This window comes from Seonamhaeicola marinus, from assembly GCF_008085455.1.
Window position 1 is genome coordinate 949,843 of record NZ_VSDQ01000679.1, and the last position, 25,706, is coordinate 975,548.

General features: G+C 35.3%; 15 protein-coding genes. 13 read left to right on the top strand and 2 right to left on the bottom strand.

All coding sequences use genetic code 11. The features are described 5' to 3' along the window. The first annotated feature begins 2 nt into the window (after nt 1–2). The 13 genes from FUA24_RS15145 to FUA24_RS15205 all read left to right on the top strand — a co-directional run bounded on the left by FUA24_RS15145 (nt 3) and on the right by FUA24_RS15205 (nt 22,757). The gene (locus tag FUA24_RS15145) at nt 3–1,454 is read left to right on the top strand and encodes a glycoside hydrolase family 28 protein (RefSeq protein ID WP_148543790.1); all 1,452 of its coding nucleotides are present in this window, start codon (nt 3–5) and stop codon (nt 1,452–1,454) included. Between the two features lie 3 nt (nt 1,455–1,457). Continuing rightward, a complete protein-coding gene (locus FUA24_RS15150) occupies nt 1,458–2,888 on the top strand; it encodes a glycoside hydrolase family 28 protein (protein ID WP_148543792.1) in 1,431 nt (476 codons plus the stop codon). Between the two features lies 1 nt (nt 2,889). Beyond that, on the top strand, nt 2,890–4,416 hold the full coding sequence (locus FUA24_RS15155; protein ID WP_148543794.1) for an alpha-L-fucosidase: 1,527 nt from the start codon (nt 2,890–2,892) through the stop codon (nt 4,414–4,416). 15 nt (nt 4,417–4,431) lie between these two features. Next, the gene (locus FUA24_RS15160) at nt 4,432–5,925 is read left to right on the top strand and encodes a sulfatase family protein (RefSeq protein ID WP_148543796.1); all 1,494 of its coding nucleotides are present in this window, start codon (nt 4,432–4,434) and stop codon (nt 5,923–5,925) included. 8 nt (nt 5,926–5,933) lie between these two features. Next, a complete protein-coding gene (locus FUA24_RS15165; protein ID WP_148543798.1) occupies nt 5,934–7,379 on the top strand; it encodes a sulfatase in 1,446 nt (481 codons plus the stop codon). A gap of 11 nt (nt 7,380–7,390) precedes the next feature. Then, complete coding sequence (locus tag FUA24_RS15170) at nt 7,391–8,779, top strand: Gfo/Idh/MocA family protein (protein ID WP_148543800.1); 1,389 nt, start codon at nt 7,391–7,393, stop codon at nt 8,777–8,779. A gap of 28 nt (nt 8,780–8,807) precedes the next feature. Beyond that, nucleotides 8,808–10,232, top strand: a complete 1,425-nt coding sequence (locus FUA24_RS15175) for a sulfatase family protein (RefSeq protein WP_148543802.1) — start codon at nt 8,808–8,810, stop codon at nt 10,230–10,232. A gap of 135 nt (nt 10,233–10,367) precedes the next feature. After that, the gene (locus tag FUA24_RS15180; protein WP_148543804.1) at nt 10,368–12,140 is read left to right on the top strand and encodes an arylsulfatase; all 1,773 of its coding nucleotides are present in this window, start codon (nt 10,368–10,370) and stop codon (nt 12,138–12,140) included. Beyond that, entirely contained in the window at nt 12,140–13,801 is a 1,662-nt protein-coding gene (locus tag FUA24_RS15185) for an apiosidase-like domain-containing protein (protein WP_148543807.1), read from the top strand. The genes FUA24_RS15180 and FUA24_RS15185 overlap by 1 nt, the downstream gene beginning before the upstream one ends. Before the next feature lie 277 nt (nt 13,802–14,078). Then, a complete protein-coding gene (locus FUA24_RS15190) occupies nt 14,079–18,044 on the top strand; it encodes a DUF1592 domain-containing protein (protein ID WP_148543809.1) in 3,966 nt (1,321 codons plus the stop codon). After that, a complete protein-coding gene (locus FUA24_RS15195) occupies nt 18,016–19,365 on the top strand; it encodes a DUF1552 domain-containing protein (protein ID WP_148543811.1) in 1,350 nt (449 codons plus the stop codon). Before FUA24_RS15190 ends, FUA24_RS15195 begins: the two co-directional genes overlap by 29 nt. A gap of 143 nt (nt 19,366–19,508) precedes the next feature. Beyond that, nucleotides 19,509–20,837 carry an L-fucose:H+ symporter permease gene (gene fucP, locus FUA24_RS15200; protein WP_148543813.1) on the top strand — a complete coding sequence of 443 codons (1,329 nt, stop codon included), beginning with the start codon at nt 19,509–19,511 and terminating at the stop codon, nt 20,835–20,837. 21 nt (nt 20,838–20,858) lie between these two features. Further along, nucleotides 20,859–22,757 (top strand): PQQ-binding-like beta-propeller repeat protein, encoded by a 1,899-nt coding sequence (locus FUA24_RS15205; protein WP_148543815.1) that lies wholly within the window; start codon nt 20,859–20,861, stop codon nt 22,755–22,757. Nucleotides 22,758–22,761: 4 nt separating this feature from the next. Here FUA24_RS15205 and FUA24_RS15210 read toward each other — a convergent pair whose 3' ends face one another. After that, nucleotides 22,762–24,498: a sodium:solute symporter family transporter gene (locus FUA24_RS15210; protein ID WP_148543817.1), complete on the bottom strand. Its 1,737-nt coding sequence runs from the start codon at nt 24,496–24,498 to the stop codon at nt 22,762–22,764. Between the two features lie 96 nt (nt 24,499–24,594). After that, nucleotides 24,595–25,698, bottom strand: coding sequence for a helix-turn-helix domain-containing protein (locus tag FUA24_RS15215; protein ID WP_148543819.1), 1,104 nt, complete (start codon nt 25,696–25,698; stop codon nt 24,595–24,597). Nucleotides 25,699–25,706 lie beyond the last annotated feature (8 nt).

Consider the following 25,706-nt stretch of genomic DNA (forward strand, 5'->3'; position numbering starts at 1 on the left):
TCATGAAACTAAAAATAACCTTGTGTTTGGCGTTTCTTCTTAGTTTAAGTTTGAACGCCCAGGAATTTAATATTCTAGATTATGGGGCTAAAAAGTCTCACAAAGCATTAAGCACAAAAGCAATTCAAAAAGCTATAGACGAAGCTCATAAAGTAGGAGGAACCGTAATAATTCCAAAAGGAACTTACGTTACAGGAACTTTGTTTTTAAAAAGTAATATCACCTTTAAATTAGAATCTGGTACCGAACTATTTGGAAGCTCAGATCTTAAAGATTATTCTGAAGTTCCAATTGCTACAGAAGAGCCACACTTTTCCAAATGTTTATTTTACGCAAAAGGAGAAGAAAATATTACCATAATTGGACATCCACGGTCAGAAATAAATGGTAAAGGATATATGTTTAAGCACAGTCATGAACGGCCTAAATTATTCAGAATTGAAGAATGTAAAAACATAAGGTTTGAAGAAGCTATTATTAAAAATTCAGGGTCTTGGTGTATGTATTTTAGAGAGTGCGATTCTATTTATATTAATAAGTGCCACGTTTACAACAAGGAGAACCGTAATAATGATGGCATGAACTACGATGGCTGCTCTAATGTATGGATAACAGATACCAATTTACAAGTTGAAGATGATGCCATTTGTTTAAAAAGTAGTGTAGATAAAATCACCGAAAATATTTTTGTAGATAACTGTACCGTGAGCAGTTATTGGGCATCTGTAAAATTTGGAACGGCATCAAAATCCGGATTTAGAAATGTAAGAGTAACCAATTCTCAGTTTTTCGATAGTCGTCACGGAACCATAAAACTATTAGCGGTAGATGGCGCGATACTGGAAGATGTTCTTTTTGAAAACATTAAAATGTTTAACTGTGGAGGTCCAATATTCTTAAGGTTAGGCAATCGCGGGCGAGATTATTCAAAATCCATTAAACAGGTATATAAAACTGATGTAAAACCAGAAGGACGCCCTGTAGGGAAAATTCGAAATATTACATTCAGAAATATAGAAGCTAGATTAACAGGAAGGATAGATCCGCCTACCGAAGGCATTATGTTTACAGGATTACCAGGGCATTATATTGAAAATGTAACCATGGAAAATATTCATTTTTCATACTCCGGTTTTGGAAAAACAGGAGCAAAAAACAATGTTATAGCCGAAGATGAAGCACGTTACCCAGAGCAATTGTTTTTTGGAGTGCTGCCAAGTTACGGCATGTATGTACGCCATGTAAAAGGTTTAAAAATGAACAATGTAACATTTGAACTAAGAGGAGCAGATGATAGATCCGCCATTGTTCTTGATGATGTTCATAACAGCAGTCTAAAAAACATGTCTTTAGATCTAAACGCAAAATCTACCCCTGTTATAGCTGTTAAAAACACATCTAAAGTAAAATTCAATAAGATAAAGGCTAACGGAAAACTTCAAAAAGTAGATTAGATTATGAGGAAAAATATATTAAAAATAGGCGCTTTGATGCTGTTGTTGGTTAGCATCTCCTGTAAAAAACAAACAGAATGGAATGTTAAAGATTATGGGGCGGTTGATGATAATAAAACCATAAATACCAAAGCAATTCAAAAAGCGATTGATGCCTGTAACGAAGCAGGAGGAGGTACAGTGATTGTTAGCGGACAAACTTTTATTTCAGGAACGTTGTTACTAAAAGATAATGTGACTTTAAAAGTCACCGAAAATACAGTTCTATTAGGAAGCGTTAACCCAAATGATTATCCGGTGGTAGATCCATTTATAGATGCTACTGGGCAATTTAGAGGGCAGTGTTTTATTGGTGCTATAGACGTAGAAAATGTGGCTATAACAGGTAAGGGAACCATTAATGGACAAGGTGAAATGTTTACACCTAAGAATGTGAAAAAAACCATTAAGGAGCTCGGAATTGAAATTAAAATTCCTGATTTCAAAAAAATAATTTCAGAAGGGAATAAATATGTAAACAACAACATAAGATATTCAAACCGTCCATTTTTAATTAGAATGGTTAGAGCTAAAAATGTAAAACTAAAAGACATTCATTTACGTCAACCAGCCGCTTGGACACTTCACTTTTATCAATGCAAAGGTTTTGAGGTAGATGGCATTGATATTCATAGTCATGCCAATAGAAATAACGATGCTATAGATATAGACTCTAGTGTTGAAGGGATTATTAAGAATTGTACAATAGATTCTGGTGACGATGCCATTTGTTTTAAAGCCACAAGTCCTAAACCTTCGGCTAATGTTTTAGTAGAAAACTGTAAGCTAAAAAGTCATTGGGGAGCCATTAAATTTGGTACAGAATCTATGGGAGACTTTAAAGATATCACGATTAAAGATTGCTTTATTCATGATACCAAAGGAGGAGGCATTAAAGTGCTAAGTGTTGATGGCGCAAACATAAATAATATAGTGATTGATAATATTGAAATGGAAAATGTAGAAATGCCCATTTTTGTGCGTTTAGGAGAGCGTGGTCTTACCTATAGAGGTGCCCCTAAAAAACCTGTTGGTTCCATAAATAATGTAACCATAAGCAATATTAAAGCTACTGTTAGAGACCTAAAAGATTGTAGGTTAAAACCAACATCTGGGTTCTTTTTTACAGGAACACCAAATCATAAAATAGGACAAATAAAGTTTGAAAACATTTATGTTACACTACCCGGTGGTGGAACAGAAGAAGATGCTAAAATTGTTGTTCCAGAGAATGAGACACAATATCCTGAATTTACAAAATTAGGTGCAGTTCCAGCTTATGGTATTTATGCCCGTCATATAGAAGCCTTAGAAACAAAAAATATAACCTTCAATTTAAAAGCAGAAGATAAACGAGAAGAAACTGTTTTTATTGATGTAAACCAAACTAAATAAAATGACACAAAATGTATTGTTAATCGGTTTCCTCTTGCTGATGCTGTCCGGCTGTAAACAAGAAACAAAACAAGTAGCTACTGAAGAAAAACAAGAAAAGGAACGCTACACGGCAAATTGGAATTCACTTCAAAAACACGATACCCCACAATGGATGCTAGATGCCAAATTTGGTATTTATTCTCATTGGGGAGCGCAATCAGTAAAACTAGAAATGGGGCAGAACGATATGCCCGATGATGAAGCCATCCTAAATTGGAAAGGAGAAAAATTTAACGCTAAAGAATGGGTAGATCTGTTTGAAAAGGCAGGCGCCCAATTTGCAGGTCCTGTAGCATGGCATGTAAACGGTTGTTTGAACTGGGATAGTAAAATTACCGATTGGAACACGGTACAAAAAGGACCAAAAATTGATATTTATGGAGAACTGGCTAAAGAAATCAGAAAGACGGATATGAAGCTTATGGCATCTTTCCATAGTTCAACATTGTGGGGGCCAATGAGCAAAACAAACACTACTTATTTAGATCCCAAAGGGAGTTATAAAAGAAGAGATGGTAATGTTTCTGGAGTTCATGGTAAAGAAGGACGTTATACTTCAGAATATCTTAAGGGTTGGTTAGACAGAATGAAAGAAGGGTATGAGTTATATGAACCAGACATGGTTTGGGTAGATGTTGGTTTTGGAGGTACAGTAGGACCAGAACTTAGAAAACAATTAAAAGATGGTAAAATTGCGGCATCGGAGAAAGAACTTTATATAGACGGTATGCCCGAAAGTATTCAAAAAGACTACATAAGCGGCTATTTTAATGCAGCTAAAAAATGGGGTAAAGAGGTGGAGTTTGTGTATAAGAGTTTTGATATACCACCAGGAGTAGCCATGAGGGATATAGAAAACGGAAACCTAGATGGTTTACAATTTGATCCTTGGATGGCAGATATTAACATGCAACAACATATTACTTGGCCAACGGTATGGTTTTATAACCCGAAAAACTACATTAAAGATGCTAATATAATAGTAGACATGCTTGCCGATATTACTTCGAAAAATGGCCGTATTTTATTAAATGTCCCTCCTAAGGCAGATGGTGCTTTTGCAGAAAATGTTAAAGAAGAATTATATAAAATAGGCGACTGGTTAAAACTAAACGGAGAAGCCATTTACGGAACAACACCTTGGACCATTTATGGAGAAGGACCTGCATTTATTAAAAATGTTGGGCATCACGGACAAGGCAAGAATAAAGGAGAAGACATCCCAAAATACACTTCGGAAGATATCCGATTTACCCAAAAAGATGGAGTACTTTATGCTATTGTTTTAGATTGGCCAGAAGATGATTTAGAAATTAATGCCTTTGGGTATGATGGTAAGTTATACCCAAGAGAAATAAAAGACATAAGTCTCTTGGGAAGTAGCGCTAAACTAAAATGGCAACAAAATGCACAAAGCCTTACAGTACAATTTCCAAAAGATAAACCTTGTGATTTTGCTTACGTGCTTAAAGTTGAAAGACAATAATGCTATAATTCAAAAATGAAAAACCTTAAACTTTTATCCTGTTTTGCCGTGCTATTCATATCCAATGTGTGCAATGGTCAAAAAAGGCCTAACATCCTTTTTGCAATTGCAGATGATATGTCTCACGCAAGTGCATATGGTTATAAATTTCTTAAAACACCTAATGTTGATAAACTGGCTAAAACGGGATTAAAGTTTAATAGGATGTATACACCTAGTAGTAAGTGTGCACCATCTAGAGCCGTTATTTTAACTGGTAGAAATCCATGGCAATTAGAAGAAGCTGCCAATCATCAACCAACGTGGCCTGTTAAGTACAAAAGCGTGGTAGAAGTGTTAACAGATAATGGCTATTTTACAGGTTTTACCGGAAAAGGGTGGAATCCTGGAATTCATCCTAAAGGAAGGAATTTAACAGGTAAGCCTTATAACCAATTGCAATTAGAATCGGTTCCTGCAAAAGGTATTCACAAATTTGATTATACTGGAAACTTCAAACAATTTATGAATGAAAAGCCAGAAGAAGAACCTTTCTTTTTTTGGTATGGCTGTAAAGAGCCTCACCGTGGATACGAGTTTAAATCTGGTGTTAAAAGTGGAAAAAAGTTAGAAGATTTAGATTTCTTGCCTACCTTCTGGGGAGAATCTGAAGCCGTAAAACATGATATTCTAGACTATGCTGTTGAGGTAGAATACTTCGACACCCATTTAGGTAATATTATTGAACATCTTGCTGAAATTGGAGAATTAAACAATACAATAATTATTGTAACTTCAGATAATGCCATGCCTTTTCCAAGATATAAAGGACATCCGCATGAGTTTGCAACTAGAGTGCCGTTTATAGTTAATTGGCCAGAAAAGATAAATAACTCAGGAAGAGAAGTTAATGAGTTTACGAGTTTTATAGATTTAGCACCTACATTTTTGGAGGTAGCAGGTATAAATCAGAAAGAAACGGCCTTGCAACCAATAGAAGGTAAAAGTCTTTTTGATATATTTAGCAATAAATCAAAGAAAAGAGATTACGTTATAACTGGAAGAGAACGCAATGATTGTGTAAGACAGAATGGATGGGGGTATCCAGTACGTAGCATACATAGAGGTGAGTACGTGTATATGTATAATTTTGAACCCAATCGATGGCCATGTGGAGAACCGCGAACAGGGTATAGAGATACCGATTGGAGTCCAACAAAAACCAAGACATTAGAAGCTAAGCCTGGAACTTTTATATATGATTTGTGTTATGGCAAAAGGCCTCAGGAAGAACTATATCATATAACTAAGGATCCAGAATGTCTTCATAATCTAGCGGAAAATACAGATTTTGTAAAAATCAAGAAGCGCCTGAAAAATGAGCTCTTTGCTAAACTTAAAAGGCAAGGTGACCCTAGAATGTTTGGCAATGGAACTATTTTTGATAATTATGATTTTGAAAGACGAAATAAGAGCTACTTAGAACTTGTTGAAAGTGTGAGAGTAAAAACCGCCAAAAAGAAAAACTAATACTGAATATGCATTTAAAAAGAAGACTAGTTGTTTTAGGAATTGTATCAATCGTTTTCCTTACTACCTACGGTCAAAAGGTTAACCAACCAAATATTTTATTTATAAGTATTGATGATTTAAGAACCGAATTAGGCGCTTACGGAAACAGTCAATTGATAACGCCTAATTTAGACGCCTTAGCTTCTCAAGGCAGATTATTTAACAATCATTTCGTTCAGGTGCCAACTTGCGGCCCATCTAGAGCCTGCATGCTCACAGGTCAAAACCTAAAAAAAGTTAGTGATATTTCTCATTCCCATTTAGCCAAACAATTGACTGGAAAACCAGAATCTGAGTATCCCGAAACGTTTGTTCATCATTTAAAGAGAAATGGGTATTATACTGTGGGTATGGGTAAAATAAGCCACAACGCTAGTGGATATTATAAAGGTAAACTGGAGTTGCCTAATAGTTGGGATGAGTTCGTTTACGATCCTAATAACCCATGGAAACAAGGACTATTACATGCCTATGCAAACGGACGAACAAGAGGTAAGGGAGAACGACAGCCATATGAGTTCTTAAATGTTAAAGATGAACAATATCCAGACGGCATGTTAGCAAACGATGCGGTTAAAACATTAGAACGTTTAGCCAAAAACGACAAGCCTTTTTTTATGGCAGTAGGTTTTTTTAAACCGCACTTACCGTTTTGTGCCCCAAAGAAGTATTGGGATTTATATAATCATGATGATATAAAACTATCTCCTAATCCAGATTTACCTGAAAATGTTAGCAATGTATTTCTTCATGATAGTGGTGAGTTTTTTGGGCAATACGAACATCCTGAAAAAGGTGGTGCAGGAAAGCGATTATCAAATGCATATGCTAAAAATGTTCGGCATGCATACTACGCATCGGTGTCATATACAGATGTACAGGTAGGTAAAGTTTTAAATAAGCTAAAAGATTTAGGATTAGATAAAAACACCATTATTATAGTTTGGGGAGACCATGGTTGGCATTTAGGAGATCATACTATCTGGGGAAAACACAGCTCTTTTGAGCGCGCTTTAAAAAGTACATTTCTTATTAAAACACCTAATATAAAGAAACCAGGAGTATCAACAGATGCGTTAGTTGCTTCCGTAGATATTTACCCAACAATATGCGATCTGGCAGGTGTTAAAAAACCTATTGGTTTAGATGGACAAAGTATGATTCCCATCCTTGAAAACCCAAAGGCAAAAGGAAAAGATATAGTCCATAGCTATTGGCGCAATATTATTAGCATGAGAGATAGTCGTTATAGAATGGCAATTTTTAAGAAAGACGGAAAAGAAGAACTAATGCTTTTTGATCATGCTAAAGACCCAAATGAAACAAAGAATATAGCAGAAGAACATCCAAGGCAGGTCCAAAAATTCAAAAAAGCACTTAATCAAATAGATAAAGGCTTTTTAACCAACTAAAATATTACCTAGTGAAGAGAAGACAGTTTATAAAGAATACAGCAAAGGCAAGTGCTGGAGCTGTTATACTGCCAACATTTAGCATTGGTAAGTTAGGAACATCAGCAAATAATAGGTTAAATATTGCTATGATTGGGGCTGGTAATATTGCGGGAATGGCATACTCTGGTTGTAAAGGAGAAAATATCGTTGCTTTGGCCGATGTAGATAGTAGAATGTTTGGGCAACAAGTATCTAAGTTTCCAGAAATAGCCAAAGCCAAAAGGTTTGAGGATTTTAGGGAAATGCTAGATAAAATGGATAAACAAATTGATGCCGTTTGCATTAATACGCCAGATCATACGCATTTTGCCGCAACTATGCATGCTATGGAAATGGGAAAGCATGTATGTACCCAAAAACCATTAACGCATAGTATATGGGAAGCACAAACGCTTCAAAAAGCGAAAGCTAAGTATGGTGTAGTTACAAATATGGCTGTACAAGGACATACCTATGATGGGATAAGACAAATGAAAGAATGGTATGAGGCCGATGTTTTTGGACAAATAAATGAGGTTCATTCTTGGAAATCAGGTCCAACATTTGAGACATCATTTCCAGGTAAATGGGGATATTGGCATAAAATGACTTCATTTCCGCCAGAAGAACATCCAGTTCCTAAAGAATTGAATTGGGATTTATGGCTTGGACCAAGACCAGCTGATACATCGTTTCATAAATTTTACCATCCAAAAAGTTGGAGGTCCTATAATCAATTCGGTAATGGCATGTTTGGTGATTGGATGCCACATATTGCAGACGCACCTGTATTTATTCTGGATTTATATGAGCCTGTAATTGTAGAGCTCGAAGAAAAAATTGGAGGTAACACTTGGATGTGTCCAGATGCCAGTAGAGTACGTTGGGAATTTAAAAGACGAGGAAGTAAAGCACCTTGTACTTTTTATTGGTATAATGGTAATTCTGATAAATTTAAGCCAGCAACACCAAAAAAATGGACTTGGAGTAAAAAACTTCCGTCGGGAGGAACACTTTATTACGGCGAAAAGAATATCTGTTTTACAGACCATAGATCTAATAATCCAAAATTGGTAAATAAAGAAGATATGATGGCTTTTGAAGCCGAAGGATTTCCAAAGGAAAAGTATCCAAGAGTTAAGGGAGGTCCATTTGTAGAATGGATTAGAGCTATAAAAGGAGAAGGTCCTGAACCAGGAGCAAATTTTGATTATGCAGCCCCATTTACTGTAATGATGCTACTTGGAGTATTAGCTTCAAAAGTTGGAGGAAAGATAGAATGGCATCCAAAAAAAGGAATTACTAATAGACCAGAATTAAATCAATTTATTAAAGGAATGGAACCTCGAGAAGGATGGAATTACGGAAACAACCTTTAAAAACATATTAATTAAAGCGTAAAACTAAATGAAAAATACCCCTCTAAAGATTTTAATTGGTTTATGTTTTTTTAATTGGTTTATCCCATTCGCCCAAAACAGTGAAAAGCCAAATATAATTCTTATTATGACGGATGACCAAGGTTGGTTTGATGCTGGCTTTAATGGTAACCTAACACTAAAAACGCCTAATTTAGATGCTATTGCAAAACAAGGAATTGTTTTAGATAGATTCTATTCGGCATCAGCCGTTTGTTCGCCTACAAGGGCAAGTGTTATTACGGGTAGAAGCCCTTTGAGAATGGGAATTCCATCGGCCAATTCTGGCCATATGAAAAAACAAGAAATAACCATTGCTGAATTAGTAAAACAAAGCGGATATGCAACAGGACATTTTGGGAAATGGCACTTGGGTGTTCTAACTAAAAAGGAATTGGACGCGAATAGAGGTGGACGTGAAAAATTCTTTAAGGATTATAGTGTTCCAGCAATGCATGGCTATGATGAGTATTTCTGTACAGAATCTAAGGTGCCTACTTATGATCCTATGATAAAACCAGAAAAGTTTCAAGAAGAAGAATCTTTAAGGTTTGGCTGGACAGCAGTAGATAATAGTGAATCAATTAAAAACTACGGAACAGCATATTGGACGGAATCTAATCAAAAAGTAAAAGAAAATCTAGAAGGTGAGGATACAAGGATTATTATGGATAGAGTTATTCCATTTATTAAGAAATCTGTAGAAAATAAAACTCCATTTTTTACCACAATTTGGCCGCATACACCACATTTACCTGTTGTAGCTAACAAAAAGTTTATGCGTAAATATGCAGGACTTACCTTGCAACAGCAATTGTATTATGGAAGCATTACCGCAATGGATGAACAAATTGGTCGCCTATGGAAAACTCTTGATCAACTCGGAATATCTAACAATACCATGATTTGGTTTTGTAGTGATAACGGTCCAGAAAATAAAACACCAGGGAGTGCCGGCGCATTTAGAGAACGAAAACGTAGTTTGCATGAAGGCGGACTAAGAACGCCTGCTTTTGTGGTTTGGAAGAATAAATTAAAAGGCGAGCAAAGGTCTTATTTTCCTGCTTTTACAAGCGATTACTTACCAACTATTTTAAAGATATTAAACAGTAAGTATCCTGATAACCGTCCGCTAGATGGAATAGATATTATGCCGTTTTTAGAAAATGCCGATGCCATACGAGAAAAACCTATGGGCTTCATTTTTAAAAACCAAATATCTTGGGTTAATCAGCAGTACAAATTAATATCTAAAGATAATGGAAATACCTACGAGTTATATCATCTATTGCGCGATGAAAAGGAAGAAAAAAATATAGCGGCAAACCATCCAGAATTGGTAACTCAAATGAAACTTCAGCTTAAAACCTGGTTAAAATCAGTAGATAGGAGCTCAAAAGGTTTAGATTATTAAGGGCAATATCATTATTAAAATCAAAAAGTATATAATTTGTATAAGATACTTTCTGTAGAAAACATATGCATTAACAGTTTTGAGGGGCGAATAAAATTAAAATAAGCTAATTTTAGAGTTTTTAAAAGATTTTTAATGAAGAGAAAATTATTACTATTTTTTTGCTTTTTATCTACAATTGTTTTTTCTCAACCTATTGAGAAACCTAATGTTATTCTAATTTTAACCGATGATCAAGGTGTAGGAGATTTATCCTGCCATGGAAACCCTTGGTTGAAAACGCCTAATTTAGACGCTTTTTATAGGAAGTCAGTAAGAATGACCGATTTTCATGTTAGCCCTTTATGCACGCCTACACGGGCAGCAATTATGACAGGCCAATATCCAATAAACAATGGTGCTTGGGCTACATTTAAGGGAAGAGATGCCTTATCTGAGGGTGTTACTACAATAGCCGATGTTTTTAAACAAAACGGTTACAAAACAGGGCTCTTTGGTAAATGGCACCTAGGAGATAATTACCCAACAAGGCCTACAGACTGTGGCTTTGACGAGGCAATTCATCATTTGGCTGGTGGTGTTGGTGAACTCTCAGATTATTGGGGTAACAGCTATTTTAATGATGTGTATTATGTGAATAATGAGCCTAAACAATTTGAAGGGTACTGCACAGATGTTTGGTTTAATGAAACCATGAAGTTTATAGACAAGAATAAGGAAGAACCATTTTTTGTGTACTTACCCACCAACGCGCCACACGATCCTCTAATAGTAGATGAAAAATATGCCGCACCTTATAAACATTTAGAAGGAGATAAAATTATTGATGCCAACCTCTATGGTATGATTGCTAATATTGACGAAAACTTTGGACGATTCTATAAGTTTTTAAAGAAAAAAGAGCTGTTAGATAATACCATTCTTATATACATGAGTGACAACGGAACCCGATTTGGTTATAGCCCTGATGGGAAATTAGGATATAACAAAGGTTTCGAGGGTATTAAAGGATCTAAGTTAGAAGGAGGTCATGTAGTGCCCTTTTTTATACGTTGGCCCAATGGAAATATAAAAGGAGGTAAAGATATAAATGATCTAGTGGCTCATGTAGACCTATTGCCAACTTTGGCCGCCATGTGTAATTTAGATATGCCAGAAGAAAAACAGTTAGATGGTATAGATTTTTCGCCAGTATTAAACAATATAAATACCAAAATTCCAGAAAGAAGTGTTTTTGTGCATCACCGACAAGACTGGAGACAGCCAGAACCAGTTTGGGGCACTTGTATTATGAAAAACCAGTGGCGCTTAATTAATGGAAAACAACTCTATGATATTGTAGATGATCCTAAACAAAAGCATGATTTGTCTAGTGAGTATCCGGAGTTGGTTAAAGAACTGTTATTAGAAAATTCAAAATTTATAGCAGCAACAAAAAAGAATAAAGTGTACCATGAGTTACCAATGCAAGTGGTTGGTAATGCGGCACAAAATGAGATTAAGCTAACCATTCAACATGCCATAGGAGAAGGCGGTGGGATTTGGAAACCAGAGCAGGTATCTGCAGGAATGAAAAATCCAAATAACACGCATGCCCTAAGAATCGAAAGTACAGGAACGTATCTTATCTCCTGTATGCGATGGCCTAAGGAATGTTCGGGACCTATTCTAGGTGTTCCAAAAGAAAATCCTAAAGATTTATACGATTATAAAAGGATTAGCCCCAATAAGGTTAGAATTAGTATTGCTAACCAAATGATTGAAAAAGAAATCCAGCCCAACCAAGAAGCAGTAACCTTTGAAGTAAATCTTCAAGAAGGAAAAACACTTTTAATCACAGATTTTATTGAAGGAAAAAAGAAATATGGTGTATACTACACCTACGTTAAATATTTAGGAACCAACTAATGAAAGCATTAAGAACACTTATTTTATTAATTTTTATAGGGCAATTAGGCTTTGCCCAAATTAAAGTCTGGAAAAGCCCAAAATCAATTACATCTCAGCAGTGGGAGGTTAATGATTTAATATATACGGCAAGACAAAGTATTGAAACACCTTTTAAAGAAAAGGTGTTTGCGGTGGTAACATCGGGAGAAGGTGAGCAAAAAGTACCTCTTTTTTATAACGGGGGTAATCAATGGGTGTTTAGATATTCTAGTGCCAAAATAGGTAAGAAGTCCTTTGTAATTCAATCTAATATTAAAGGCTTAAAAGGCAAAAAAGGAAGGATTACAATAACAGAAAACCAGAAAAAAGACCGTCATGGTGGTATTGTTTTAAAAAAAGAAAATCCCCGACACTTCTTTTATGAAGATGGTTCGCATTATTTCAATTTAGCTTTTGAGTGCGATTGGTTATATGCCCTAGATTGGGGAAATGAAGATCTACCTAAAACAAAGCATTTATTGGGGCTGTTAAATGAAAATGGATTCAATCAAATCGTTATGAATGTATATGCTTACGGATTAGATTTTGATTGGGTAAGAGATAAAAACCTACCAAAACACCCAGAACACGATTATGGAGAACGCGAAGATATTTATCCGTTTTTGGGCTCTAATAGTAATCCCGACTACAGTTCTATCAATATCAACTTCTTTAAACATTTTGATAAAGTTGTAGCACAAATGCACCAGCATGAAATTATAAGTCACCTAATGATTTATGTTTGGAACAAACGTGTAGCATGGCCTAAAGCGGGTTCTGATGCCGATAATATGTATTATGATCATATAATAAAAAGATACCAAGCGTTTCCCAATATCATTTGGGATGTGTCTAAGGAAGCAACTAATAAGATTGCAGTAGCGCAAAATAAAAATGTGGTGCAGCATATAGAAGAGCGTATTGAGCGTACAAGAGATTTAGATTCGTATAACCGTTTGTTGTCGGTACACGCTTATAGTTTCTGTAGAAGTCATAAAGAAGATGTGGATTTTATTTCTACTCAAGATTGGAAGATGTCACTCCATGAAAGTATGTTAAGTGCCTATAATCTATTTCCAAATAAACCTGTTTTTAATATAGAACATGGGGGGTATGAAGAATCACCTTATGAAATTTTCCCAGGGGGTTATAGTAATGCCGAAGCCTGTTTAAGAAGAAACTACATGTGCTTATTTGCAGGAACCTACACTACATATTATTGGCAGGGTGCGTCTTGGAATGCTATAATTCACAACCCTTTTGAACAGCCAGAAGGTGTTTATAAACCAAAGTATGAATACTTTAAGCACATGCGTAAACTTTTTGATACTTTAAATTTTGAAAACTTTGAGCCAGTAACCAAGTATAACAAAAGATCCTATAACCTTACCAACAAAACCGAAGGTATAGTACTTCAATATTTACCAAAAGAAATTCATTCAGATGATATTAAACGCTATTTAGACCAAGAATTCGATTATTCTAAAGCCACCAAACAATGGTTTAATACACTTACAGGTGAATTCTCAAAAGAAGAAAAAATGATCTTTCCGCATAAATATGGCTTTTGGGATTATCGTCCTTGGAGGCATGAGGCCGACGCTATATTGATAATCAAAAATTTAAAACCTAAACAGTAGAAATATAGTTGTGCAAAAGCTGTGCAAAAGCTTTGCAAAAATATTTACATGGGTTTTTTCAATAGATTTACATCGTATCAGTACTGTGTTTAAACTTTGTAAATGCTTGATTTATATTTAGTAACACTATTTTAATTTGAATCATATTTGATACAAATTGAATTATATGTTACAAAAACTTTCGGAGTATTTAAGTAGTTTTATGCATAGGTACATATTCTTTACCCATAGGAACTTAAGTTCTTAAAGAATATGGTTTATTGGAGTCAGAAATTTTATGAGATTAACCCTTTCCATAGCCGTTGTATTTACGTTTATTTTGGCGAGCCTTTTAATGTTCCCATTAAACGAAGGCACTACTAGTGACCTTATTGCCTATTTTGGCAATTTTCACCCTCTTGTGTTACACGTTCCAATTGGGGCTTTAATTGGGGTCTTGGTTCTAGAAGTAGTAAGTTTAGTATCTCCAAAACTGAATTTAGAAAATGCAGGTAAGGTACTTTTGTGGTTTACAGCCATAAGTTTTATTCCTGCAGCTGTTTTTGGTTTCTTTTTGGCTTCAAGTGGTGGTTATAATGAAGAAACCTTAGCCTATCACAAATGGTTAGGTTGGATTACAGCTTTTATTTGTGTGTGGTTACTGGTTTACAGACTTTGGGCATTTTCTAAATCTAAGCTTCATATTCAAATTTATAGAGGTCTGCTTTTACTCAATGTGATTGTTTTATCATTAGCTGGTCATTATGGAGGAACGCTTACCCATGGTTCGGGGTACCTTACCAAAGATATGCCCAAAAACATGAAGGCTTTCTTCGGAATAAAAGAAAGTGAAAATGACGCTATTATCTCCGAAATAAAAAAGTTAGCAAAGTCTGAAACCTATAGCAATGCCCTAATGTTTGCAGATTCTATACATCCTATTATGGATAAGAATTGTTTTGAGTGCCATAATAATGATAAGCAAAAAGGTGATTTGCGTTTAGATAATATTGGCTGGAAATTTTCAAATATTGATGATGTAAAGAAGTGGCAGTCGGTATACACCGAAATAGAAGAAGGTAACATGCCTCCGGAAGAAAAAGAACCCCTTAGTACTGCAGACCGCGAGCGCATTTTAAAATGGATTAATACATCTTTAAATGAAATTAACCCAGAGCTAGAAAAAGAAGTTGCCCTTATTGAAGAAAAGGAAGAAGCAGAAGAATTAGCCATAGTTTCTCAGTTTGAAAATACGCATAAACTCTCTGGAGAAGGATTGAATTATGTTAATAACATAAAACCGATTATCAATAAATACTGTGTAAGTTGCCACGGACCAAAAAAGCAAAAAGGCAGTGTGCGTTTAGATAGACTTAATTGGGATATGGTTAACGGACATGACGCAGAGCGATGGCATGCCGCTTTAGATATGATTAACTCTGGAGAAATGCCGCCAAAGAAAAAACCGCAGCTATCTAACCATGAACGCAGATTGGTAGTAGATTGGATTACTACTGGATTAGATAAAGCGGTTAAAGCTAAAGAAGGGCAAACTAAAACAACTATTAGAAGATTAACAAAAGCACAATACACAAACACTTTGAGTCAGTTATTGCACCTTCCAATTAATTTTGGTGACGTGCTTCCAGATGATGGAAAATCAAAAATGGGATTTACCAACAATGGAGATGTGCTTCAGATGTCTACCCTTCATATCGATTATTATCAAAAAATTGCCAGAGAAGCCTTAGACAAAGCCATTGTTAAAGGCGATAAACCTGTTTCAAAAAAGTACAAGGTCACCTTTGGAAAGAATATAGGGGTTAATGCACCTTCAGCAGAATTTGGCGGATTTCAATCTGCTCCTGTTCAAAGCGATAATTTTATTGTAGATGTCATTGATGAAAATGGAAAAAATATTGATACTACAGATGCTATTAAAAAAATGATTGGTATTGGTATGCGTGGTTCGGCTTCAGATAGATATTCTATTGAAGATGATGGTATGGTTTTGTATTCCGCCTTACCACATAAAGACGTACCACCTCGCTCTTGGCAGGGACCATCACCAAATTTAAAGGTGCTTATAAAAAATAACTACCCCAGAACAGGACCTTTTGCTTTAAGGGTTAAAGCTTCAAAAGGGCATGCCATTGCGCTAAGAGAAGGGCTCATTGAACTGCGAGAAGATACACCAGCAAAGGAAACGGAAAATATGATGCATTTAACAGCTTTAAATGCAACCTACGGAAACAAAAATCTTGTAGAAAAAGATAGTTTGCTTATGCCTGTTAAAGTAGATGGGTTTTCTACAGCTAATATTGATATTATAATACCCAAAGATGGGTTTTACCAGATAGATTTAGTGCATCCCTATGTGCCAACTGAAGATATGCCTTCTTTCATATTAAGGATAGGTAAGTTTAATAAGATTCAAGAACGTTTGCAGTTAGACGAATCGCTTAAAGAGAGAGAAGAAATTGTAACACCCGTGTCATTGGCTTATTTAAGAAAGGGCAAATACAAAACATTTTTAGGAGGTAAGTTTTTTGTAGGTTTCAAAGAGCTTAGAGTAACACCTTTACAAGAAGGTCAGAGTACTTTAACTGAAGAATTGAAAGCTGAGGCCGAAAAGAATGAGAAGAAATACGCCCATTTAACACCGTCTATAAGAACCTTTGTAGCCACAAGAACAGATGATGGTATGGATTATAGAACTTTTGATGTTAATAAAGAAGTTACGAATGAATCTGGGAGCCTAAAAACATATGCGTTTTATGGGCATCTAGAAAATTTGCCAGTACCTGTTTATGATCCAGGAGAAAACACATTACTGTCAAATACCTTAATGGTTGGGCTTTGGAATGACCACCTAGTTAAGAAAAAAGGAGAAAATGGCCCACCACTAAAAGTGAAATCTGTAGAGTTAGAAGTGCCTTATTATCCAGTTTGGCCACCAAAAAGTCATACGTCGATATTTTTTGAATCCGACAATAAAACTAATGAAGAGCTTTATGCTACAGAGGTGCTGAGAAGTTTCATAGAACGCGCTTACAGAAGACCCTTAGCAGAAGGCGAACTTGGGAAATATGTGAATTTCTGGAAAGATACCCGATGGAATTTTGATTCTTTTGAAGAAAGCATAAAAGAGGTTTTAGTAGCTGTACTATGTTCTCCTAATTTCTTGTATATGTTAGAACCAGAATTGGTTACGCCAGAAGTGAAAGCCGATGAGTTCCTGTTAGCTTCTAAAATGGCCTACTTTTTATGGAATTCTCCACCAGATGATAAGCTTTTGGAGTTGTCTTCGCAAGGACAATTGAAAGCTAATATAGGCAATGAAATTGAGCGCATGGTAGGGCATCCTAAGATTAAAAAAATGATTGAGGCATTCTCATATGAATGGTTACGAGTAGATCGTTTAGAAAATATGACTGCTAACGCAAAGCTTTATCCGGATTTTACACGATTTGTAAAAGAAGATATGGCTAGTGAAACCTATAATTTTATTCATTACGTACTTCAAGAAAACATGAGTATAATGAATTTTATTGACTCAGATTTTGCTATGCTCAATCAGAATCTTGCCGAATTTTATGGCATTAAAGATGTTAAAGGAACAAGATTTAGACCTGTAGCCATTAATAGAGATAAAAATCGCGGTGGCTTGTTATCTCAGGGTGCATTTTTAACAGGACATTCAGATGGTGTACAAGCACATCCTATAAAAAGAGCGGTTTGGATAAAGGAAAAAATATTAGGAGATCCACCACCGCCGCCGCCGCCAAATGTCCCAGAATTAGATCCTGAAACACCAGGCTTCGAAAAGCTTACCCTAAAAGAACAATTGGAATTACATAGAAACAAAGCCTCTTGTGTAGATTGTCATTTAAAGATAGATCCGTATGGCGTGGCATTTGAGAATTATGATGCCGTAGGAAGGTATATAACCGAAACAAAAGGAAAGGCTATAGATTCTAAATCTAAATTACCAGATGGATCGGAAGTTGATGGTATTCAAGGGATTAAAGAATATATATTATCTTTGAAAAGAGACGACTTTACAAGATCTGTTGTAGAGCACCTTTATGCTTACGCACTGGGAAGAGATGTTAATTTTGCCGATGATAAAGAGATTGATAGAATAGTAGAAGAGGTTAAAAAGAATGACTATAAATTTCAATCGGTTTTAAAACATATAATACTGAGTAAATCATTTTCAAAACATTTGGATTATGGGAAAATCGTGGCATCTAAACCGTAGAACCTTTATAAAAGGTGTTGGTGCAGCAGTTTTGCTGCCTTATATGGAGTGTATGGGTATGGGCAAATTAAGTCAGTTTGCAGAGGTTCCCGCTAAGCCAAAACGTATGTGTTTTGTATATTTTCCAAATGGTGTAAGTGTTCCAGGAGCGGATCATGAACTATACAGTCAATGGAATTGGTTTCCACATAAAACAGGATCAGATTATCAATTTACTAAATCAATTGCCCCATTAGCACCGTTCAAAAATGATATGACCATCTTGGGAGGTTTAAGCCATCCAAATAGTAGATATGTCTTAGGGCACATTGCAGGAGATACTTGGCTAACTGGAGGCGATTTAAGAGGTAATACTTATAACAATTCCATATCTATAGATCAACTAGCAGCTCAGAAATTGAGAAGGCATACAAGAATTCCGTATTTAACCTTGTCTACAGATGGAGGTGTGGGCTATAAGTCTAGAGCCTCTACACTATCGTTTGATGCTAACGGAAGAGCGATACCTTCAGAACATCGTCAAAGAGAAATTTTTGAACGCTATTTTTCGCCTAATAATGGAGCCACTACCAAAGAAAGAAGGAAGAGTTTACAACAAGACAAGAAAATTGTAGATTTGGTTTTAGAGGATAGCAAGAGTTTAAAAAAACGGCTGGGATATAATGATAAATCTAAGCTAGATGAGTATATGACCACCTTAAACCAAGTAGAAGAGCAAGTTAAAAGAAATGAGAAGTGGTTAGATATACCTATGAGAGATTTTGATGCCTCTAGATTAAATCTAGATACCGATGCTACTGTAGACCCAGAAGCATATTTACGTTCTACATTGGATCTCATGATTTTAGGGTTTGAAACAGATTTAACGCGAGTAATAACCTATATGATGGCTCGCGAAGATGGCCTTGGTTTTGGAGATGCTTTTCCAAAATTAGCGCTAAATCTAACCGGACATCATGGTATGACACATGATAAAAAGGCTGGTTATCAAGAGCGTTTGGGTAAATATGACCAATGGCTAAGTAAGCAGTTTGCTTACTTTATGGACAGAATGAAAACTACTCATGATGAACACGGCTCTTTATTAGATAACACCCTTGTACTTTACGGTAGTGCTTGTAGTTCAACACATAATGCTAATAATTTACCTCTAATACTAGCAGGCGGAAAACATATGGGACTTAAGCATGGTTCTTATGAGGTATTTGATGCAAAACATGTGCATATGTCTAATTTATTTGTAAGCATGTTAAATACTGTGGGAGTTAAGGTAGATAGTTTTGCTGATAGTACAGGTCCTTTACCAAAAGTCTTCAATTAAATAAAAAGAATTGTACAAGAGAAATAAAAGAAATATCTAAAATAAAACCAATACAATGTTAATTTTAATGTTTTAAGATTAGCATTGTATTTTTTTGTGTAAAAAAGTCAGATTAACCAATTATAAACTAAAAATCAGATTAAATGGAACCGCAATCAAAAATTCCAGTTGTTAGTAAACAACTTTTAATACCCTTTATACTAATTACCTCTTTGTTTGCCTTATGGGGCTTTGCAAACGACATGACCAATCCTATGGTAAGAGGCTTTCAAAAGGTTTTAGAATTGAGTAACAAACAAGCATCGCTTGTGCAATTGGCATTTTATGGAGGGTATTTTACTATGGCAATACCCGCGGCACTTTTTGTGAATAAATATTCCTATAAAAGTGGTGTTTTAATTGGGTTGGCATTATACGCTATTGGAGCTTTATTATTTTATCCAGCAGCCTCTTGGGAAAGTTACGGATTCTTTCTAGCGGCATTGTACATATTAACATTTGGTTTAGCTTTCTTAGAAACCACTGCGAATCCCTATATTTTGGCCATGGGAGCAGAAGAAACAGCAACGCAACGTTTAACTTTTGCTCAAATGTTTAATCCAATGGGGTCCATTGCAGGACTTCTAATAGCTCAGAATTTTGTGCTTGGTTCATTACAATCAGACAATTTAGCTGAAGATGGTGTTACGCCTATTTATGATACCTTATCTGAAACAGCAAAAGCAGCTGTAAGGACTTCCGATTTACAAGTTATTAGAGATCCGTATGTAGCGCTAGGTGTTTTTTTAGCAGTATTTTTTATTTTGATTGCTGTAGTAAAAATGCCTAAAAGTAAGCACCATGGGGCAAAAGTTAAGTTTTCAGAATCTGTAAAACGTTTATGGAAACAACCTAAATTTTCTTTTGGTGTTATTTCTCAAGGACTCTATGTCGGTGCTCAAATAATGTGTTGGACTTATGTTTATCAATATGCAGAGACTTTAGGAATTGATAGTCAAACAGCCGTAATGTACGGCTTGGCAGGATATATTTTCTCTCTTATTGGAAGAGCAGTAGGAACCGTATTATTGGCTAGAATAAATTCTGGTAAATTATTAATGATATTTGGTTTATGTGGTATGACAACCATTTTAGGAGCCATCTTTTTACCAGGAATGTTGGGTATTTATTCTTTAGTTGCTACATCATTATTTTTCTCAATTATGTTCCCAACTATCTATGGAATTGCGTTAGATGGACAAGGAGAAGATGCTAAATTTGGTTCTTCGTTTTTAGTGATGTCTATTGTGGGAGGTGCTTTAATGCCATTATTACAAGGTTCTATATTAGATTTTGGAGGCAGCGGATATGAAGATACTAGCTTCCTAGGAGTTTCTGAGATGAGGTATTCCTTCTTTTTATCATTTGTATGTCTTTTAGTTGTTGCAATTTATGGTAGAAGAGTTTACAAGATATATTCTAAAGCGGATTAAAAATACGTACAAACTCCATTCATGAAACTATTAGGAAAACTCATTTGTTTATGTCTTTTATTCTTTTCTTGCAATCAAGAAGAGCAATCTGTCGTAACTATCCCAAATAGCATTAATCAGTGGCCGATGTCAGGCGGTCCCGATGGAAGCTGGAAAGTAAAGACGGACCTAGATGTACCGGTTAAATGGTCCGTTAGAACAGGTGAAAATATTAAGTGGAAAACAACGTTGCCTGAAGGTGGTCAAAGTGGAATAGCCGTTTGGGATGATAAATTATTTTTAACTATTAATCCGCCAGTAGATACACCAAAATATTCTAAAGTTTTAGAAGTGTATAAGGAGGCAAAACTGTACTATGATTCGCTTTTTAACGAGGTTGTAAATCGTTTGAAATTGAAAAAAGATAAGCAATTCCTCGGGTTAAAAAAGGCTATGGATGCTCCCGAAAGCGCTTGGAAAGAACTACTAAAAAATCATAAACATTACCAAAGCGTTTCAGATTTAGAAAAGCCTTCCGTTTATAATAATTTAATGAGGAAAACAGAGCAAGGTAAAGCATTTTCAAAAAAGCTTAATCTATATAAAGCTTATGTTCACGTAAAATCAAAAGATTTAATACAGGCAAATTCTAAGTTGGCGGAACTAAATAAATTAAAACGAGGAGGAGCCACGGGTAAAGATATACTGTTACTTTGTATAGACGCTAATACAGGAGAAACGTTATGGCAGAAAGCTATAAAAGGAACATTACATAGTGCCTATAATTATGGTTTTAGTGATGCCACAACACCATGCCCTATAACCGATGGAACAAATGTTTGGGGTATCAATGCTAGCGGAGGAATGGCTTGTTTTACGATTAACGGCGATTTAGTTTGGGAGCGTACATGGGAACCTTCAACAGGAAGACCTTTTAATAAGCAATTCGATTCCATTTTATTTGAGGATTTAATTTTAAACGTAGAACCACCAGTAGAAGGAGACACAACTAGAAATGGAACGTGGAATTACCTGCATGCTTTTAATAAACGCACTGGAGAACGTGTATGGGTAACAAAAGAAGCATTAACACATTATAATACCCCAGTTTTAGGAGAAACTTTTGATGGAAAACCCGCCGTAATGATAGGTAGGGGCGGACCGCATGGTGTTCCTGAACGTCCTGTTGGCTTAAATCTCATTAGTTTGGAAAAAGAAAAACAAGGTAAAGCACTGTGGAATTGGGAACCTGAAGAAGCAAATAAAGAATCGGGCTGGGGAGCATTAAGTACTCAGCATTGGAATGCCAATAGAACATCTTGGTTTTTTGCAGGAGATCATCATTTAACTGTAGATTCTAAAACAGGGAAGCAATTGACAAAAAAGGAATTGAATCTAACAGAACAGTATGTGTTTAATAAGCAGACAGAAACGTATGAGCACAAATCCAATGTAAGACTTCATCACCATCAGAATCAACGTCATTGCAATATAATGAATGGTGATAACTTATTTTATATGGTGCGCTACAAGCCATTTATGGCTAGACATAATATGGTTACTGGAAAAAATGAACAGATAGAATTACCACATGAGATTGATGACAGTGGTAATTTTATATGGGGTCAGCCTCAAAAAAATGATGGGTTAAATGCTCAAGGGCAATTACACACAGGAGACCCAAGAACCCGAGGTGATGGTTTTCAAAAGTGCTTTTTAGGTTCTCCAACAATGATTAATAATTATATCTATTTTACCAATGCTTTAGGATTGGTGTATGTTATTGATGCAAATGCCGAAACGTTTAACGCATCGGCACTAGTAGCTGTTAATGATCTTGGCGAAAGAGGCCAAACATGGAGCGTAAATTCTCTAAGTTTTGCCAATGGCCATATTTATCATAGAACTATGAAAGAACTTATTTGTATTGGTGATAATTAATGATTTATCCAAGACATAAATAAATACAGCCTAGAATTGTTATAACTAAAATGGACATTATGTTAAAATGGGGTTCCGTTCTAAATAATTGAGCATCAATTTTAATGGCTTTTGGATTTACCTTCTTGTTTTTAAATATGTAAAATAAGATTGATGTATTTGAAAACAGAACAACTATTCCTATCCATTGAGGTAAATTAATATCCCCAATTAGTATTCTTAACGAAAAAGGAATTGAAATTAATAGCATTACCCCAGCTATAAGAAGTCCAGATTTTATTTCAGTAATGTTATCATTAAAATTCGTCTTTTCGAAATGGGATAAAATAACAATTAACATGGAGAGAATTACAAAAGAAATAGTCATTCTATAAAAGAAAGGAAGTTCTGTAAAAATAAAAAGAGCAACAGATAAAGGAACACATAAAAGCGCTACCCAAAGTGCTGGTTTAGCGCTGGTGCCTTTCCAGAAAAGGCCAAAAATGATGGTAACAAAAATCCCTGGGCTTATAAAACCAGAAAATTCTTGAATAAATTGAAAAGCTTGATCTAACTCCAATATGGCTAAAAAGGGAGCTGTAAGCATGCCAATTATAAGTGCTCCCGCCGCCGTGATTTTACCAATTTTCACCAAATGTTTTTCTTTTGCGTTCTTATTAAAAATAGGCTTATAGAGGTCTAAGGTTGAAATTGTAGAAACACTGTTAACTAGTGAGCTAATTGAACTACCAATAGCCGCAACCAAAGCGGCAAAAACAAGCCCTTTAATGCCAATAGGAACCAATTCACTTAAAACCCAAGGAAATGCTTCATCTGGCGTAGAGATATCTGCTTGCAGTGCAAAAGCCGCCATACCTGGAATTACTGCAATTAATGGTATTAATAACTTTAAAAGTGCCGCAGAAGCCACTCCTTTTTGTGCTTCTTTAATGTTTTTTGCTGCTAAAGCGCGCTGAATAATGAACTGATTAGCGCCCCAGTAATACAAATTTGCAATCCACATACCTCCAACTAATACACTTATACCTGGCACACTTGCATAGTGAGGGTGCGATTTGCCCAGAATCATATCAAAATGTTCTGGTATAGACTCATAAAGATTAGCCATGCCGCTCAAAACATTGCCTTCGCCTAAAGCCGCCAAAGCTACTCCTGCTGCAATGAGTCCTCCAATAAGAAGCACAACGGCCTGAATTACATCTGTCCAAACAACAGCTTTAAGACCGCCAAATATTGAAAAACTAGCAGAGTAGATAACTAATCCTAAAATACCAGCCAACATAGGAATACCGGTTAAATTTGAAATAGCAAGTCCTCCTAAGTAAAAAATAGATGAGATATTAACGAAAACGTATAGAATGACCAATATAAAACTAAAGATGATTCTAACACGGTTGTCAAATCGTTCTTCTAGAAATTGGGGAATAGAAAAAATGCCTTTATCCAGAAAAACAGGGAGCATAAATTTAGCAACAATAATAAGGGTAAGAGCAGACATTAATTCATAGCCGCCAATAGCCAAACCTATGGCATATCCGGAACCATTTGTTCCTAAAATTTGTTCGGCAGATATGTTTGATGCTATTAGAGAACCACCTATTATCCACCATGGTAAAGATTTACTTGCTAAAAAATAATCGGAAACATTTTTGTTTTTAGATCTGGACATCCAAAGGCCATAAATCATAATTGCAATTAAGTAAGTAAATAAAATAATTAAGTCTAGTTTTGATAAAAGCATGTCTAACAATTTTGGTTTGCGCCAAAACTATTAGCATTGGTTTTTTAAAGCGTTCAGGAGAGATAAAATGAGTTCGCCTAAGCTGAAACGAACGTGTTATACGCTTAATGCCAGTTCCTTTCTATATTGTGAAGGTGTATATCCTGTAGTTTTTTTAAAAACAGTGTTAAAGGTAGTTTTAGAATTAAATCCGGCTTCTTCGGCAATTGCAATAAGCTTGTAGTCATTAAACCGTTCTAATTTCATAAGTCTAATGACTTCTTGTACTCTGTAGCCATTGATAAAATCGTAATAATTGGTGTTCAGTTGTTTTGCAAAGACTTCAGAAATTGAATTTTCTGAAGTATTCATTGCCCTGCTTAAATCTTTTAACTGGAGTTTTTGGTTTTTAAACAACTTATCATCCTCCATAGAAGTAATTAGTTTTTGTTCTAAAATTATCAGTTGTTCTTTATCTATTCTGTTTGTAGTATGAATTTTTTCCTTCTCAAGTTTTTGATTAAGCCCCATAATTTTTCTGTAAGCTATAATCATACCGCCAATAGTTAAAATTGTTAAATAAAAATGGTTGGGCGCTGAGAGAATACTGTCTGCGCCATGAATACTATCAGCTAGAAAGGAGGCTACATGAACAATTGTAATGCTCAACAACATAAAAAATAGCACGTAACCATCTTTAGAAAATTTAAGAGATTTTACTTTAAATACATGAAAGGCGGTTAATAGGCCAAAACAATCAAAAGCTATAATAATACTATTGTTTATCCAATATTCAATTTTAGGATAATTATACTGAGTTGAAAAAAAACGCTCTCTAATGCTTAAATCACCTAAAAGGACATAGTACGACTTTATAACAAAGTAGGCTAGCATTATTACGAATATTGAGGTAGCAAGTCTAAATGTCTTTCTGTATGATGAAGCGTTTAGGTTAAGAGAAATTATGGTGTGTTTATAAAAGGCAATAGGCGCAAAAGCAATCCAAGGTAAGTAAACAAGAGTAAAGTTGGGAGAGTAGTTGTAAAGATAAAAAAGCCCCTTAGTATTAAAAATTTCAAGAGCAATAGATAAAACAAAAGCACCATACCAAAGGCGTAGCTTTGTGTCTGAGTATGCAAATATTAATATAAAAAGTAAGGAAATATTTAAAAGACCAAAAACCTGAAAGTGCGAAAAGATATTTAAGTACGAGTCAATCATTTATGGCT

Excerpts from the sequence above, each read along its gene's own strand:
- FUA24_RS15155 (WP_148543794.1), top strand. The coding sequence starts at position 2,890 with ATGACACAAAATGTATTGTTAATCGGTTTCCTCTTGCTGATGCTGTCC.
- FUA24_RS15150 (WP_148543792.1), top strand. The coding sequence starts at position 1,458 with ATGAGGAAAAATATATTAAAAATAGGCGCTTTGATGCTGTTGTTGGTT.
- FUA24_RS15205 (WP_148543815.1), top strand. The coding sequence starts at position 20,859 with ATGAAACTATTAGGAAAACTCATTTGTTTATGTCTTTTATTCTTTTCT.
- FUA24_RS15210 (WP_148543817.1), bottom strand. The coding sequence starts at position 24,498 with ATGCTTTTATCAAAACTAGACTTAATTATTTTATTTACTTACTTAATT.
- FUA24_RS15165 (WP_148543798.1), top strand. The coding sequence starts at position 5,934 with ATGCATTTAAAAAGAAGACTAGTTGTTTTAGGAATTGTATCAATCGTT.
- FUA24_RS15215 (WP_148543819.1), bottom strand. The coding sequence starts at position 25,698 with ATGATTGACTCGTACTTAAATATCTTTTCGCACTTTCAGGTTTTTGGT.
- FUA24_RS15145 (WP_148543790.1), top strand. The coding sequence starts at position 3 with ATGAAACTAAAAATAACCTTGTGTTTGGCGTTTCTTCTTAGTTTAAGT.
- FUA24_RS15195 (WP_148543811.1), top strand. The coding sequence starts at position 18,016 with ATGGGAAAATCGTGGCATCTAAACCGTAGAACCTTTATAAAAGGTGTT.
- FUA24_RS15180 (WP_148543804.1), top strand. The coding sequence starts at position 10,368 with ATGAAGAGAAAATTATTACTATTTTTTTGCTTTTTATCTACAATTGTT.
- fucP (WP_148543813.1), top strand. The coding sequence starts at position 19,509 with ATGGAACCGCAATCAAAAATTCCAGTTGTTAGTAAACAACTTTTAATA.
- FUA24_RS15185 (WP_148543807.1), top strand. The coding sequence starts at position 12,140 with ATGAAAGCATTAAGAACACTTATTTTATTAATTTTTATAGGGCAATTA.
- FUA24_RS15160 (WP_148543796.1), top strand. The coding sequence starts at position 4,432 with ATGAAAAACCTTAAACTTTTATCCTGTTTTGCCGTGCTATTCATATCC.
- FUA24_RS15175 (WP_148543802.1), top strand. The coding sequence starts at position 8,808 with ATGAAAAATACCCCTCTAAAGATTTTAATTGGTTTATGTTTTTTTAAT.
- FUA24_RS15190 (WP_148543809.1), top strand. The coding sequence starts at position 14,079 with ATGAGATTAACCCTTTCCATAGCCGTTGTATTTACGTTTATTTTGGCG.